Source organism: Sphingopyxis flava (assembly GCF_900168005.1).
Lineage (GTDB): Bacteria > Pseudomonadota > Alphaproteobacteria > Sphingomonadales > Sphingomonadaceae > Sphingopyxis > Sphingopyxis flava.
In genome coordinates this window covers 116525-132500 of the sequence record NZ_FUYP01000004.1, presented here as the reverse complement: position 1 = coordinate 132500, position 15976 = coordinate 116525, and the positions used below count along the sequence as shown (strand labels likewise).

Genomic DNA, 15976 nt, shown 5'->3' with positions numbered 1-15976 from the left:
GGAGGTGTGTGACGGATCTCGTAAATTGTCTGGCCTTATTGGATTGGTCAGGCTTTGAAGAGGTTCCAGGAAATAGCCCCTCCATTATAGACCGTACCCTAAACCGACACAGGTGGGATGGTAGAGTATACCAAGGCGCTTGAGAGAAGTCTCCTGAAGGAACTCGGCAAATTGCCTCCGTACCTTCGGAAGAAGGAGGCCCCACTTCTGGGCAACCAGTTGTGGGGGGCACAGGCCAGGGGGTAGCGACTGTTTAGCAAAAACACAGGGCTCTGCTAAGTCGGCTTCAAGACGACGTATAGGGCCTGACGCCTGCCCGGTGCCTGAAGGTTAAGTGGAGGGGTGCAAGCTCCGAAATGAAGCCCAGGTAAACGGCGGCCGTAACTATAACGGTCCTAAGGTAGCGAAATTCCTTGTCGGGTAAGTTCCGACCTGCACGAATGGCGTAACGACTTCCCCACTGTCTCCAGGAGATGCTCAGCGAAATTGAATTCTCCGTGAAGATGCGGAGTACCCGCGGTTAGACGGAAAGACCCCGTGCACCTTTACTGCAGCTTCAGAGTGGCATTAGGAAAGAACTGTGTAGCATAGGTGGGAGGCTTTGAAGCACTGGCGCCAGCCGGTGTGGAGCCATAGGTGAAATACCACCCTGTTGTTTTCTGATGTCTAACCTCGATCCATGAAACTGGATCAGGGACCCTCTGTGGCGGGTAGTTTGACTGGGGCGGTCGCCTCCTAAAGAGTAACGGAGGCGCGCGATGGTAGGCTCAGGACGGTTGGAAACCGTCTGTTAGAGTGCAATGGCATAAGCCTGCCTGACTGCGAGACTGACGAGTCGAGCAGAGACGAAAGTCGGTCATAGTGATCCGGTGGTCCCGAGTGGAAGGGCCATCGCTCAACGGATAAAAGGTACGCCGGGGATAACAGGCTGATGATTCCCAAGAGCTCATATCGACGGAATCGTTTGGCACCTCGATGTCGGCTCATCACATCCTGGGGCTGGAGCAGGTCCCAAGGGTTTGGCTGTTCGCCAATTAAAGTGGTACGTGAGCTGGGTTCAGAACGTCGTGAGACAGTTTGGTCCCTATCTGCCGTGGGCGTCGAAATTTGAGAGGAGTTGACCCTAGTACGAGAGGACCGGGTTGAACATACCTCTGGTGTACCTGTCGTGGCGCCAGCCGCGCAGCAGGGTAGCTATGTATGGACGGGATAACCGCTGAAAGCATCTAAGCGGGAAGCCTCCCTCAAGATAAGATTTCACAGAGCCGTGGAAGACCACCACGTTGATAGATCGGATGTAGAAGCGCGGTAACGCGTGGAGCTAACCGATACTAATTGCTCTATTCGCACTTAGAGTCCCGCCATCAACGACAAGCCTGACCGGTTTGTCCGCGAATGCCGGATGATTGATCAGACAGTATTGCACGGATATCGATTGAAACCCTTTTGACCTACGCCGGCTTCATTGCTTGGTGACCATGGCGTCAGTGACCCACCCGATCCCATCTCGAACTCGGCCGTGAAACCTGACAGCGCCGATGGTACTATGGCTCAAGCCCTGGAAGAGTAGGACGTCGCCAGGCATTGCAGCCGACGTAAGGTCAGAACGGAAAGCCCATTCACATAGTCAGGGCGGCGGTGGCCGCCCTTTGCTGTTTCTGCGCCGACAAGCGCAGCTGGTTGACGCGGGATGGAGCAGCCCGGTAGCTCGTCAGGCTCATAACCTGAAGGTCGCAGGTTCAAATCCTGCTCCCGCAACCAACTAATAGCCCGCCTCTCTCACGGGATGGCGGGTTTTTTGCGTCTAAGCTCCGCATCGAGCTGTTCGGCTGGGAACCAGCCGCGCTTTCACGCATTCCCGATTTTAGCGGTCTATCCGCTCGAGGGTGACGATCGGATTCGCCAACGGTGCGCGAACCGGTGTGGGGGACATATGGCCAAAGCCGTAGAAAAAGGAGTGGGGGACGCCCTTCGCGGCATACGCGATCGGCTGTCGACCGAACTCACGCTGCTCGATGCGCTCGGAGAGTTCGCGGCCGCCGTCGAACTGGATGCTGCCATTCGCATCCTCGATGAGCGGCTCGAAAAGGGCTCCCCGCTCGAGATGCCGTTACCGGATTGACGCATCGTAGGCGCGTCCGGGCGCATCGGTATCCCATGCCAGGAACAGCAGATCGTCGAGAATGGCGCGGCGTGCCTTCCCGATCCGGAGCAGCGGGCGCAGCGGGACAAGGTCCGCACCGCTCCCGCGGTCGATGCTGAAGCGGATATAATGCCAGCCTCGGCCACGGATCTGCTGTGTCCCAACCAGGCGGACAGGTGCGCTTTCGAGGGCTTTCATTCGACCCACGCCCTTCGGTTGCCCCTGAAGCAGTAGCTGAAGCGTGGCTGGGCCCTCCACCCGGATCCACCCGCCAAATGACAGCCGCCGCTCTGCAACCGGCCGGAAGAAAGTTTTGGGCGCGATTGTCACCGGCGTGTCACCGGTCGCGGCAACCGCCATCGCGCCCGAGCCTCTATGTGCATCGCTCACGAATTCGATCGTTCCGCCCTCTATGCCCCAACTCCGGTCGCGTGCGTCGCCCGACCGGGCCGCCTCGAAATCGCCGCGCATCAAAAGGTCGCGCGCCGCGGGGCCGCCGGTCTTGCATCGCGCGGAAGGTCGTTGGAGATCGTAGACAAAGGCTCTAAGCTCTTCCTCGATCTTCGTACCGCAAAGTTGCGGGGCAGGCACGTCGGTCGACGGCTGGATCACGCCGTGACCTCCGATGATGCCGATGCGTGTGCCGCGCTCTGATGACAAGTCGATGATACGCCGCAGCACCGCCTGGCGCATGCCCGCGACCGCGGGGACCGGACGATAGTCGAGAAGTTGGACCGGGATCATCTCTGCGCGGAAGAGTCGGTCGCCGTCCATCCAGACCTTCAGCGCATAAGTGGCGTGCGTTTCGGGGAAATACTGGTCAAAAAGAAAATTGCCGAGCGAATAGGCAATCAGGCGCCCCTTATAGAGTTCAAGCCCGTGCGAAACATGGGGGTGGTGGGACACAATGAGCGCGGCGCCCGCGTCGATCGCGAGCTTCATGCGCCGCTCGCTGATTTCGGTCGGACGATCGCTATATTCGCTGCTGCCATGATATTGGAGGATCGGCGATCGTCCCGCCGCTACCTCGCGCCGGACCGCCGCCTCGATTGCGACATCGCTGCCGAACGCCGCGCCGCCCTTGCTCGCTTCGGCGACGTGGTTGGGATCAGCCTTGCCCTTCCAGCCGACGAAGCCCAGCATCGACCAGGCATGGCCGCCCAGATTAAGTCGCGCCGCTTTGGCGGCTTCCATCTCGTTGTGTCCCGCGCCCGACCATCGCAGATTGACGGCATCCAGCGCCGCAAGGGTCGAGGCGAGACCCGGCTCGACATAATCGTAGACATGATTGTTGCCGAGCGTGACATAATCGATCCCCGCATCGGCGAGCGCCTTTGCAGCGTCGCTGTGGGTATAAAAGACGACCGACTTGTCGGGCGCGTCGCCAAGATCGCGCGCTGCGAGCACGGTTTCCAGATTGACCGAGGCGAGGTCGGCACCCGCAAAATATGGTTGCATCGGCTCAAGGAGACGCGCCATATCGGCGAGGCGGCGGTCGGGCCGGATCAGCACGCGTTCGTTCCAAATCGGCCGCTCGAAGCGCCGTCCCATCATCACATCGCCGCCGAAGAAGAGCTCCACACGCCCCGGTGCACGGGCGACCGCTTCGACCGGGGGCAGTGTCCATCGACCGTCGGAACCTGCGATCTCGCTGGGCGCAAAGGTGAATGTTGCGTCGAAGATGTCGGGCCCGCGGACGGTGAGTTGCACGGGTTCGGCGCCGCGTGCGATTCCCGTGATGCGGCCGTCCGGGGCAATTTGTGCCAGCGCGCCGTCGATCCGCACGTCGAGTGCTGTGAGATTCGCGGTGCCGCCAACAATGCTGAGCCGTCCACTGACATCGTGCGACATCGGGGGCGTTGCCGCGGCTTGGGACGAAGGAAAGGGAGCGCCTTTGCTCAAGCCGAATGCCAGAGCGAGCGCCAGCGCCGTCGATGCCAGAAGCCGCATGGTTGACGTCCTATTTCGCGAAGAGCTGGCCGAGATCGGCGAAAGCCTTGAATTCGAGCGCATTGCCTGAGGGATCGTGGAAAAACATGGTTGACTGTTCACCCGGTTCCCCCGGAAAGCGCGTGTGCGGTTCGATCACGAAGCCGACCCCCGCGGCACGCAGCCGGTCGGCAAGCGCCTGCCATTCAGGGGGCCGAAGGACGACGCCGAAATGCGGAACGGGCACGTCGCGGCCGTCGACGGGATTGTGTCCCGCCACCGCGTCTCGCCCACCGACCCGGTGGGCAACGATCTGGTGTCCGTAGAGGTTGAAATCGATCCAGTCGGTGTCGCTCCTTCCCTCAGGGCAGCCCAAGACTGTGCCATAGAAATGGCGTGCAGCGTCAAGATCGTGCACCGGGAAGGCGAAGTGGAACGGGGCAAGCTCAGCCATGGCGGGCTCCTATCGAGCGGGTTTCAATGTAACGGCGAGAAAGACGAGAATATCGGTCTCAGTTGCGGCCTTGGCTTCGGCATTGGCCTGGACCGACTGCCGGCGCTTCGTCGGCGTGTCATAGCTGTGCGTCGCGCCTTTGAAGGTTGTCAGCTCAATGTCGCCGCCCATTTTTCGGCTACGGGAGACGAGCTTTTCGCAAAGCGCTGGCGAGATTTCTTCGTCGGCCGTGCCGACAAAGACGCGCACCGGATTATAAGGACGATAGCCGCCCTTGGCGAAGCGCCGCTTGAGGCCGCAGCCCGGATAGAGCGCGACGCCCGCGCGGAAGCCGATCTTGCGCATGTCGCCCGGTTTGTCGTCCGCCATCGCAGCAAGCGTCGCGCTGCCGCCATTGGACCAACCGAGAAGCGCGACTTTTGTCCCATCGACATCGGGACGCTGCTGGAGGTAGCGCAGAGCGCCATAAGCGTGCAGCGGGCGGTGAGCGACCTCGTCGACTATGGCGGGTCGGTTCTTGTAGGTCCCGGCCTTGAATCCCCCCGGATAGCCAACAGGCCCGAAATCATCGACCATCAGAGCGACATAGCCGCGCTGCGCAAGCAACCGTCCCCACGCCTTGTGCCGCGCAGACAATGTTGCGGCTCCATATTCCCCTTGGGAACGGCTCGAATAGGCGCCGGAGCGGCCGTGCATCATCACCACCGCGGGCGCATTCGCGGCCGCATCGTCGGCCTTGAAGACATAGCCTTTTACCTCGGTCTTGCCGTCGCGGCTCGGGAAGCAAACCGTCTCGACATGCACCTTTTGGGCGGTCGCGGGGGCGGTAGTGGCCGTCAGGATCATAGATAGGATCAGGACGCCTCGCATCAGCGATTCTCCGGTAGACTGACCGTCTTCGCGATACCGTCACGGCGCGCATCGGCGGCGCCGTCGAAGCGGCCGCCTTCGCGGATCAAAACGCCATGCAGTCCCGAATCCTCACCCGACCCTGCGCGCACCGTCACGCCGCGCTTCGCCATTTCGGCGCGAAGCGTCGGCGCGAAGCGGCTTTCCTCGCCTGCAAAGCTGTCGCCGCGGGCGATGAGATTGGGCAGCGCAAACGCGTCTTTCATCGGCAGATTCCAGTCGATCGCCCCGATCAACGCCTTCGCGACATAACCGAGAATGGCATTTCCGCCCGGCGACCCGATTGCGCCTGCGAGACTGCGGTCACGGTTGAGGATGATCGTCGGGGTCATCGACGAGCGCGGCCGCTTGCCCGGTGCGATCGCATTGGGGCCTTCGGGTACGAAGGAGAAATCGGTCATCTGATTGTTGAGGAAAAAGCCGTCGACCATGCGGCCCGAACCGAAAAAGCTTTCGACGGTGGTTGTCATCGACACCGCATTGCCCTCGCCGTCGATGATCACGAAATGCGAAGTTCCGGCCACCTCTTGGGTCGCGTCGATGCGCGCCGTGACGGCACCGGGGGGTGTGCCCGCGTGCGGCGCGGGGCCGGCGCGGTCGCCGATCAGCGCCGCGCGCGAGGCGACATAGGCAGGGTCGAGCAGCCCGTGCACCGGCACGTTCGCCACGTCGCCAACATAGGCGTCGCGGTCGGCGTACATCAGCCGGCTCGCCTCGGCATATTGGACCCAGGCCACCGGATCGTCCGGGCCGCGCGCGGCGATGTCGGTGCGCTCGACCATCGCCATCAGCTGGAGCAGTCCAACGCCGCTCGACGGCGGTGGCGGCACGCAGAGAATATAGACGCGGTAACTGCCACAGAGCGCCTGCCGCACGACTGGCTTGTAATTCGCAAGGTCGGCCTCGGTCATGCTGCTCGCAAGGTTGCCGTCATGAAGCCGTGCAACGATGCGCTTCGCGGTTTCGCCGCGATAGAGCGCCTCGGGGCCTTCGGTCGCGAGGCGGTGAACTAAGGCGGCGTAAGCGGGGTTCTTGAGCGTGTCGCCCGCGCGGACCTTGCCGCCGCGGCCGTCGCTGAAATAGCGCACCACATCGGGGGCGTTCGACTGCGGATAGGGCCCATGGACGAAATGCTCCATCCGCTTGGTCACGGTGAAGCCCTCGCGCGCGACGCGCTCGGCGTCGCCGAACAGGTCGTTCCACGGTAGCTTGCCATGCTGCTTTTGCGCGAGCGCGAGCATCGCCACCGCGCCGGGCACCCCCGTCGCGCGACCACTGAGCACCGCCGTGCGGAACGGCAGCGGCTGGCCGCCGTCATCGAGGAACATGTCGGGCGTAGCCCCTCTGGGTGCCACCTCGCGGCCATCATAGACCGTGACCGCCGTCGACGCCGCATCATAATGGACCATGAAAGCGCCGCCGCCGAGCCCCGAGCTTTGCGGTTCGACCAGCCCTAACATGGCCTGGACCGCGACGGCTGCGTCAACGGCGTTGCCGCCGCGACGCAGCACGTCGAGGCCCGCCTCGACCGCCAGTGGATGGGCAGCGGCGAGGAAAGCCTTGCGTTCCTGATATTGGGTTCCGGCCGGCGGGGCCGACTGCGGCGGCGCGGCAGGCGTGCAGGCAGCGAGCAGCGTTGCCGCGGCGAGGATGAGGGGCCGCATCATGGCTCGACCGCAAGCGCGCCGGGACGGCGCGGATCGGCCGCGCCCAGATATAGTCCCTTGTCGATCATGATCGATTGCCCGCTTCCCATTGTTTCATCGCTTGTGATCGGGTGGCCCATCGCCTTCAGCTCCCTGATCGTGTCGGGATTGAAATTGGGTTCAATCCGCAAGGCATCGACCGCGCCCTGATAGATGCGTGGCTGGTGCGTCGCTTCTGCGATATTCATTCCGTGGTCGATAATGTTGACGATCACCTGGACGACCGAGGAGATGATGGTACTCCCCCCGGGGGTACCGGTGACGAGCCATGGCTTGCCATCCTTCATGATGATCGTCGGCATTTGCGTCGACAGCATGCGCTTGCCGGGGGTCATTGCGTTGAGCGGCGGCGGCGCGCCCGTTCGCTGCGCCTCCCAGGCCTGTTCGTGGCTGAAATTGTTCATCTCGTTGTTGAGGAGGATGCCGGTCCCCTCGATCATGACGCCCGAGCCGAAATCCGAGCCGAGCGTGTAGGTCGTCGACACGACATTGCCGTCCTTGTCGGCGACCGAGAAATGGGTTGTCGAAGGGCTTTCATATTGAAGCGGGTCGCCCGGCTGCATTTCGGCCATCGGCCTGGCTTTTGCAGGATCGATCAGCTTGGCGCGCTCTGCCGCATAGGCCTTGGAAATAAAGCCATTGACGGGTGCAGTGACAAATGAGGGGTCGCCGAGGGCGCGGTAACGGTCAGCGTATCCGAGCTTCATCGCCTCCGCCATCACATGGAGCGCCCGCGCCGACCCCGCACCCATCTCTGTCAGGTCGAAATGCTCGAGTTGATTGAGGATGTTGAGCAGCGTTGCACCACCTGCGCTCGATGGCGGCGCGGTATAGATCGTGTAGCCGCGATAGCTGCCGACGAGCGGCGCTCGCTCTTCGGGCCGGTAAGCGGCAAGATCCTCGATCGTGATCAGCCCGCCATGCGCCTTCATGTCGGCGGCAATGCGGCGTGCGACTTCCCCCTTGTAGAAGCCGTCAGCGCCGTATTTCGCGATTTCGCCGAGCGTCCAGGCAAGGGCGGGGCGCTTCATCACCTCGTCCTTGGCATAGAGCGAGCCATCCGCCTTGTAGAATGCGGCCTTTCCGGCTTTGCTTTTCGAGAGCCGTTCCTTGCCCCAGCTGAAGACGAACGCCTCGTCCGCGGTGAGCTTTACCCCGTCCCGCGCGAGCGCGATCGCCGGAGCGACAAGCTTTGCCCAGGGAAGCTTGCCCCATTTCCGGTGCGCGTGATCGAATCCTGCAACGGTGCCGGGCACCGCGGGCGCCAGATAGCCATAGCTTGCGATGCGGCGTTCCTTGCCATCATGGTCGACGAACATCGCGGGGGTGGCAGCGCGGGGCGCTACTGAGCGGAAGTCGATGACGCGAACTTCGCCCGAAGCGGCGTTGTAAACGTTCATATAGCCGTCACCGCCGATATTGCCCGCGCGCGGAAGCGTGACCGACAAGGCAAAGCCGATCGCGATCGCGGCATCGACCGCATTCCCGCCCTCGCGCAATATCTGCGCGCCGACCTCGCTCGCAATCGCATTCTGGCTGACCACCATGCCGCGCGTGCCGATGACCGGCGAATGGATCGATGGATATTCGAGCAGGTGCCGGCTTTGCGCCGCGAGCGGCGCCGGCAGCGTCAGCGGGAAGGCCAGCGATAGGGCGAGTGCGACGCTGATCGCGCGGCGGAAGATCATGGCGGACCTCATTCATCGTTCGCGGAGAGATATTCGGCGACGTCCATCTCCTTTTCCCATCGCGCGACGGCGGTTGCGATCGAAAGGTCGGAGGTGACGTTGGGGACGGTGCGGATCATGTCCAGGATACGGTCGAAGGGAAGGACGAAGCCGACGACAACCGCGGTCTGGGCGGGGGTGATGCCGATAGCGTGGAGTACCGCGGCAAGCACGAAGAGGGAGCCCGAAGGGACAGGTGCGACACCCATCGCAACGATGGTGGTAGTGCCTGCGATAACGAAATAGTCGGCTAGGCTGAGATCCACGCCGAAGGCCTGAGCCGCAAACAATGTGAGCATCGCAACATACATGGCGGCGCCGTCCATGCCGATTGTCGCGCCCAGGGGCAGCACCGTCGATGCGACCGGCGGCGAGACGCCGAGATTGCGTTCGGCGACGCGGATCGCGACAGGTAGCGTCGCGCTCGAGGAGGATGTCGAGAAGCCGACCATGATGGCGTCGGCAATGCCGCGGAAGAAGGGAAGAGGCGGCAGCCATGCGAGGAGCCGTACGACGATGCCACCGTGAATGACGAGGGTGACGATTGCCGAGCCTATGAGGACGCAGAGCGCTAGCTTCAACACAGCGATGAAGCTGGCGGGGCCGGTCGTCCCCATGACCACCGCGATGAGCGCAAAAACGCCGAAAGGCGCGGTCTCCATAACGAAGCCTACGATGCGCAGCATCACTTCGGCCCCGCTCGCGAGCAGGCGGCGCACGGGGTCGGCTTCCTTGCCCGCGGCGATGACCCCGGCGCCGACGAGGATAGCGAAGAAGATCACTGACAGCGTCGCACCATTTGCCATTGCGCCGATCGGGTTGTCGGGGACGATTTCCATGAACATGCGCGCTGTGTCCTGCGGCTGGGCGACGGCACGCGGGACCGCTCCTGCGAAGCTCGCTCCCGCCCCTGGCGCGATCAGCGTCGCGACGAGGAGGCCAGTCGCCACCGCAAGCGCCGTGGTGAAGACATACATAGCGAGCGTCTTCACTCCGATGCTGCCGAGGCGCTTGGGATCGGCGAGCGCGGCGACCCCCGACGCGATAGTGAGGAAGACGAGCGGAATCACGAGCATGCGGATCAGCCGGACGAATAATTCGCCGATCCACGCAATCCTTGTCGCGTCCTCGCCCCACGCAATCCCGACCCCTGCGCCGAGTAGCAGCGCGGCCAATATGCGCCTCCACAGCGCGATGGCGAACCAGCTCGCCAGCAGGCGGCGCGCAAAGCCGGGGCGGCGGGGGCTGTTCGCGTCGCTGGCGGGCAGGTCAATTGTCGTGTCGGTCATTCAGGCGCATCCCATATCGTCCGCTCTGCGGCGGATTCTGCTTCAAACTTTGGCCGGTTCGGCGCCCGCCCTTCGCTTCCTTGCAGAAGATCGAACGGCGGGCGCGCACCGCGACCCAGTGCAGCGTCGCGCGATCAAAAGCGCTTGCTGATCGACGCGTAGATCTGACGGCCCCGGTTGCTGTAGAGGTCGCCGATATAACCGTAGGTTCCGTCGGCCAGCGGCGCGAGCTTGTTGAAGATATTGCGCGCGCCGATGCGGAAGCGGGTGTCCTTCAGCAGGCCCTTTTCGGGCTCGTACTGAATATAGAAGCTGTGCGTCATATGGTCGCCGACGCGGAAACGTCTGCCGTCGGCAAGCGAGGCGGACGTGTCGTTGACGGGTCCGACATAGGACGCGTAGTAGCCGGCGCCCCATCCCTTATAGCGCCAGGTCAGGCTGCCCGACCCGCGCCATTTGGGGCGGCCATTTTGCTCGACCAGACTCTCCGCACCCGTGATGTTGATCGTCGGATCGATCTCGCCCGATACTTGCGCATCGAGCAGCGACTGCTGCAGCGGCCCGGGAGCCTGATAGAAATCGATGAGCCGCGCAGCGTTGACGCGGAGGCTGAAATTGCCGACGCCTGTGTCGCGGATCTGATAGTAGAGGCCAAGATCGATGCCGCGCACTGTTCGCGGGCTGAGGTTGGTGTAATTGTCGATCACCTGGATGACGTCGCCAACGGGCGCGATGCCGGTGCCATCGAAATCGGAAATGTTCTGCGGGGTCGGATCGATCCGCTCGACATTGGGGTTAGACGAACCCTGGAGCCGCAGCAGATAGTCGAGGACCAGCGCATTGGCGTCGCCGAAGAGGCCAATGACATTCTTCTGGCGGATTTCCCAATAGTCGGCCGTAAAGGTGAGGCGCCCGTGCTGACCCATGTCGAACTGATAGGTAGCTCCAAGAGACAGGTTTTCGGCCGTTTCGGGGTCGAGCTCCTTGCTGCCCGACCGGTTGCTGACGATTCCCTGACCCTGCGTACAGTCGTCGAAATTGGTGATGCGGCCCGCACGGCGATCGGCCTCGCAGCGGATCCAGTCGGTGCGCGTATTCGAGCGCTGGATACCATTTTCAAACAGCTGCGGCAGGTTGGGTGCGCGAAAGCTCTGCGACCAGCTGCCGCGGAGCTGGAAATTGGGAAAGGGGTACCAGGACAGCGCGACCTTCGGCTTCGCTACCGATCCGAAGCCCTGATAGGATTCGGCGCGTCCGGCGAGCTGCAGGTCGAGCGAATGGATCAGTGGAACGTTCATCTCGGGCGACACCAGCGGCACCGCGAACTCGAGGAAGGCCGAAAAGACATCGCGTGAGCCCTTGCTGTCAGGCGTTGGGCTGGCGCCCATTGCGTCGCTGCCGTTCGACGATCCGTCAAGGGCGGTGAAGACGATCGTGCCGTCGAGCCGATCGTCGCGATTGTCGGCGAAGGTCTCGTGGCGAAACTCGACGCCCGCCGCCATGCCGACGCGTCCGCCGGGCAGGACGAAGAGGTCATTCTTGCTGATCTTGAAATCGGCGAGCGCGAGTTGCGTGGTGCTGACACGCCCGATGTCGACCATGAAGCTGTCGATCACGCTCTGGGGGTTCGGGGTCGAATCCCGACGACCGGGATCTGCCGGATCGCCCCCGTTGAACGGGTTATAGGCGTCGGCTCCCGGGCGCGACAGCGCCTCCTGGAACAGCGTCATCGAAATGCTATGCATGCTGTCCCTGGTCCGCGCCTTCGAATAGAGGGCGGCGGTGTCGAAGTCGAAGCCAAGGATTTGACCGCGAAACCCGGCGAGGAAGCGTGTGGTGTCATTCGTGACGTTGACGATCGTTGGCCCGGCGTCGACCGGGCGGTAGTCGATCAGTTCGATGGGGACCCCCGAATCCTGCACGCCGGTTAGCCCGGGAATACGGTTGGGGCTGCCGACCGGGCCGAAGGGGTTCCAATAGCCGTCGGCGGGGATGATCAGGCGCTGGCTCGCGAGCGCGGTCTCCGTCTCGCGATAAGCGCGATAATCCGAGTGATACCAGCCCGCCTCCGCGAAGAATTCCAATCCTGACTCAAACTCGTGATTGAGGAAGCCAAAGAGGTTCAGCCGGTTGTTTCGGCCCAGTACGGTGCGCTGGTCATTGATGTTATACTTCAGGTTGTTGTCGGTCGAGGCGGTCGACAGCGAGCTGTTGTCCCAGCAGGTGCCGGCATAGGGCGTCGCGGCAATGCAGCCATCGTTCGTATCGGGCTGGATGTGGAAGATACCATTGGTGGTCAGCGCGGTACCGTCGATCCGCGCGGTCGTGGTCGACCGGGCATAGCTGCCGGTCAGGCGCTGAAACTCGCCCCAGATGCTGTCGGTCGAGGTGTTGTCGAAATCGCTGTCGTCTTCAAACGCCGTGCCCACGACGAGCGGGCGCAAATCCGACGAAGCCGAATTGCGGCGTTCGCGGGCGTAGAGCGGGTCGCGGTGGTTGAACGATCCGAAGAGCGAGATGTTGGTCCGCCCGTCGTTGAAGCTGTGCCCAGCCTCGAATGCGACCTCATACTCCTGCTGATCCGAATCGTCGGTCAGGCCGACCTCGCCCGTCACGCGAAGCCCCTTGAAATTATCCTTGAGGACGGTGTTGATCACGCCCGCGACTGCGTCCGAACCATAAACGGCAGCAGCGCCGTCGAGGAGGACCTCAACCCGGCGGACGCCAAGCACGGGAATCGTGTTGGTGTTGACGCTCTGCACGGGGACCAGATTCTCCGACTGGGTGCCGGGGTGAAGGACCATGCGGCGCCCGTTGAGCAAAACCAGCGTATTGCCGGTGCCGAGCGCGCGGAGGTTGATCGACGCCACATCTCCGCGCGCGTCGTTGATCCCGCCCGCATCGCGGCTCTCGTTGAAGGCAACGTCGCCTGCCTGAGGGATGGCTCGGAACAGCTCGTCACCGCTCGTTGCGGCGATCGCGTCGATATCATCCTCGTTGAGCAGCGTGACGGGTAGCGATCCAGCTACATCGGCGCCCTTGATCTGCGATCCGATGACGATGATTTCGTCATCATTGCTTCCCGCCGCTTCCTGCACATCACTCGCGATCTGCGGCTGTCCCTCTTCAATACTGTCCTGCGCCAGTGCGGCGCTCGTGCTGGCGATGAGCGAAATGCCGCCCATCAGGCTGAAAATACGAAGACCCCTGTTCATCATTCTGCCCCTTCCCTGGATTTGCCGAATATTCTGATCAATCCTCTCCATCGACGATGGCGGCGACGCGCTCCGCCGATCCCGCAGCGTAGGTCCACCCCAATGCGCCGTGACCCGTATTCGCGATCACCCCGTGCGCGATGGGCCGGGTGATCGGCAGAGAATCCGGTGTCATCGGCCGGAGGCCGGCCCAGTTCGCCTCGATGGCGTCATAGTCGGCCGCTTCGGGCAGCGCGGCGCGCGCGCTGCCGATCAGCGCGGCGAGCCGGCGGGGATCGATCCGCGTGTCGCGGCACCCGAGTTCGGCAAGACCCGCAATGCGCATCCGGCCGCCGAGCCGCGCAAAGACGACGCGGTTGGCAGCGTCGGTTACGCTGACGGTCGGGGCCGCGGGGCCGAGAGGAGCGGTGATCGAATAGCCCTTCATCGGGATGATAGGCAGGCGGGCCCCGAGCTGCCACGCGAGAGCGGATGATCGAAGCCCTGCGCACAGGACGATGCGATCAGCCTCGATCCGGTGGCCGCGATCCGTGATCGCGGCGGGCCGTGGGCCTGCGATATCGATCCGTGCGACGCCGGTACGTAGAAGCATCTTTCCCCGGCCGGTCTTTGTGAGCGCGGCCGCTGCACTAGCGCAGAAGCGATAGGGGTCTCCGACCTCTTCGCTGTCGGTGTAGACGGCGCCCGCGATCGCCGAGCGGATCGAAGCTAGCATCGGCTCGATCGCGACGGCCTTGTCGGCGTCGAAAAGGCGCTGGCTTGCGCCGTGGGCGGCTTTCAGTGCGGTAATGCGTTCGGCAGCGGCAAAGCTCTTCGCTGACCGGTAGATGATCATCTTGCCAGGCACGGCATGGCCAAAATCGAGTGAGTGCCGCTTGGCGAGGCCGTGCAGGGCCCGCCTTGATTCAAAGGCGAGCGCCATGCCGTCCAGCGTGTTGCGGCGAAATCGCGCCGCGCTTGTGTTGCGAAGAAAGGCGAGCCCCCATCGAAGAAAATCGGGGTCGAAGCGTGGATGCAAGCGAAAGGCGGGGTCGAGCGCCAGGAGAAGTCGCGGCATTTGTGTCAGCGTCGCGGGGCTCGCGAGTGCATCGGTGTAGGCATAGCTGAGCTGTGCGCCGTTGGCGAATGACGTCCCGCGCCCCGGTTCCTCGCCAGCATCGATGACGGTGACCCGGTGCCCGCGTTCGGCGAGCGTAAGCGCGCTGGCCATCCCGACGACTCCCGCGCCGACGACAAGCAGGTCCCTCTGCCGCCGTGCCATAGGCGGTTCGTCCAGACGGTCTTCTGCCTGCATCCCTCAATCCGGTCCCCTTTTTAGCCGGGCTTTCTGGAAATCATCTTTGCCGGCCTTCGGGGGTGAGAATATTGAGCCGTCGCCTTGCGCCAACGCGCAATATTTTTGACATCCATAGCCGCGGGTTATGCCTTACGCGGCGCGGCTGCTTTCGAGCACCGCTTCAAGGGTGCGCAGGAATTGCCGCGCGACTTTCGAGGGCGGGCGGTCTTCGAGCGTAACATAGGAGATTGTGAATCCTAACGCGGGATCGGTCGGAAGCCAGCAGTACCCCGGTGACTGCCAGGCGCGCGCAGTGAATTCGTCGATCACGGTCACCCCACCTTCAAGCTGCGCGAGGCGGGCGGCGATGAAGAAGGTCTGCACCGACACCGACTCGCGATAGGCGATCCCGCGCGCGCGGGCGGCGCGGGTCAGAACGTCGCCGATCGGTCCGGTCGCCGCCACGCCGATGACGTCGCGGTCGGCGAGTTCGCTCAGCGGCAGGCGCCCGCAAACCTCTCTGAAGGCGCCGGTGGGGAAGAAGACGACAAGCTCACCCTCGGCGAGCAGCGAGCGCGTCAGCCGCGGGTGCGCAGGCGGGGTGTAGGCAACCGCGATGTCGGTCTCGCGCTCGATCAGCGACTGGACGAGGTCGTCGTGATGGTGCGTATGCACCTCGAAGGTGACACGCGGCCATTGGCGGCGAAACTGCGCCATCGCCTGGGGAACGATGTCGAGCGCAAGGCTGGGCACGATACCGAGCCGGATATGCCCGCCCCCCGCCTGTGAGAGGTTGCGCGCCGTGTGCTGGAGCGATGTGAGCCGTTCGAATATGTCGCCGGCTTCGCGCATCAGCGCATGAGCCTCATCGGTAGGTACGAGGCGACCGCGCGCGAGTTGGAACAGCGGAAATCCCAGGCTGTCTTCGGCATGGTGCAGCGTTTTCGATACCGATGGCTGCGACACGCCGAGCGCACGCGCTGCGGCGCTGATCGACCCGTGGGTGTAAACGGCGTGGAAGACTTCGATCTGGCGGAACCGCATGCCGCCACCGTAAGCCCGCAATAGCTGTGGGCCAACCGTCTTTGCGGTCATTGTTGTAGCACAACCGCCTCGACCTCGATCAGCGCACCGGGAGCGAGCAGCGCCGACACCACGGTCGAGCGGGCGGGCCAAGCTTCGCCAAAGAATGGGCGATATGCGGCGTTGAATGCGGTGCCGTGGGCAGGATCTGTCATAGAAGTGAAGACGAGGGCACCCGCGGAGCGGGCGGGCGAGTGCGGCGGCATGGTCATGATCGTTCCCCCTGGTCGTGCGATGGCGCGGCG

At 63.3% G+C, this 15976-nt stretch carries 11 protein-coding genes, 1 tRNA gene and 2 rRNA genes (1 of these 14 only partly in view); 4 read left to right on the top strand and 10 right to left on the bottom strand.

The features are described from left to right. The 4 genes from B5X69_RS04685 to B5X69_RS04670 all read left to right on the top strand — a co-directional run. Positions 1–1354, top strand: a 23S ribosomal RNA gene (locus tag B5X69_RS04685) (it extends 1438 nt beyond the left edge of the window). Positions 1355–1468: 114 nt separating this feature from the next. Continuing rightward, positions 1469–1583 (top strand): 5S ribosomal RNA (gene rrf / locus B5X69_RS04680). 101 nt (positions 1584–1684) lie between these two features. Beyond that, positions 1685–1761: transfer RNA gene (locus tag B5X69_RS04675), tRNA-Met, on the top strand. Between the two features lie 172 nt (positions 1762–1933). Then, positions 1934–2122, top strand: a complete 189-nt coding sequence (locus B5X69_RS04670) for a hypothetical protein (RefSeq protein ID WP_079637541.1) — start codon at positions 1934–1936, stop codon at positions 2120–2122. Here B5X69_RS04670 and B5X69_RS04665 read toward each other — a convergent pair. The 10 genes from B5X69_RS04665 to B5X69_RS04620 form a co-directional block, all read right to left on the bottom strand. After that, positions 2111–4093 (bottom strand): CapA family protein, encoded by a 1983-nt coding sequence (locus B5X69_RS04665; protein ID WP_176141516.1) that lies wholly within the window; start codon positions 4091–4093, stop codon positions 2111–2113. The two genes, B5X69_RS04670 and B5X69_RS04665, sit on opposite strands and share 12 nt — an antisense overlap. Before the next feature lie 10 nt (positions 4094–4103). Further along, positions 4104–4526, bottom strand: coding sequence for a VOC family protein (locus B5X69_RS04660; protein ID WP_079637539.1), 423 nt, complete (start codon positions 4524–4526; stop codon positions 4104–4106). A gap of 9 nt (positions 4527–4535) precedes the next feature. Beyond that, entirely contained in the window at positions 4536–5396 is an 861-nt protein-coding gene (locus B5X69_RS04655; protein WP_079637538.1) for a dienelactone hydrolase family protein, read from the bottom strand. Beyond that, complete coding sequence (ggt, locus tag B5X69_RS04650; protein WP_342745785.1) at positions 5396–7099, bottom strand: gamma-glutamyltransferase; 1704 nt, start codon at positions 7097–7099, stop codon at positions 5396–5398. The genes B5X69_RS04655 and ggt (B5X69_RS04650) overlap by 1 nt, the downstream gene beginning before the upstream one ends. After that, positions 7099–8829, bottom strand: a complete 1731-nt coding sequence (ggt, locus tag B5X69_RS04645; protein ID WP_079637536.1) for a gamma-glutamyltransferase — start codon at positions 8827–8829, stop codon at positions 7099–7101. The genes ggt (B5X69_RS04650) and ggt (B5X69_RS04645) overlap by 1 nt, the downstream gene beginning before the upstream one ends. Positions 8830–8837: 8 nt before the next feature. Next, positions 8838–10157, bottom strand: a complete 1320-nt coding sequence (locus B5X69_RS04640) for a dicarboxylate/amino acid:cation symporter (RefSeq protein ID WP_079637535.1) — start codon at positions 10155–10157, stop codon at positions 8838–8840. Between the two features lie 134 nt (positions 10158–10291). Further along, positions 10292–13372, bottom strand: a complete 3081-nt coding sequence (locus B5X69_RS04635) for a TonB-dependent receptor domain-containing protein (RefSeq protein ID WP_176141515.1) — start codon at positions 13370–13372, stop codon at positions 10292–10294. Positions 13373–13409: 37 nt separating this feature from the next. Next, positions 13410–14633, bottom strand: coding sequence for an FAD-dependent oxidoreductase (locus B5X69_RS04630; RefSeq protein WP_281250918.1), 1224 nt, complete (start codon positions 14631–14633; stop codon positions 13410–13412). Between the two features lie 165 nt (positions 14634–14798). Further along, complete coding sequence (locus B5X69_RS04625) at positions 14799–15743, bottom strand: LysR family transcriptional regulator (RefSeq protein ID WP_079637532.1); 945 nt, start codon at positions 15741–15743, stop codon at positions 14799–14801. Then, positions 15740–15943 carry a RidA family protein gene (locus tag B5X69_RS04620; protein WP_079637531.1) on the bottom strand — a complete coding sequence of 68 codons (204 nt, stop codon included), beginning with the start codon at positions 15941–15943 and terminating at the stop codon, positions 15740–15742. Before B5X69_RS04620 ends, B5X69_RS04625 begins: the two co-directional genes overlap by 4 nt. Positions 15944–15976 lie beyond the last annotated feature (33 nt).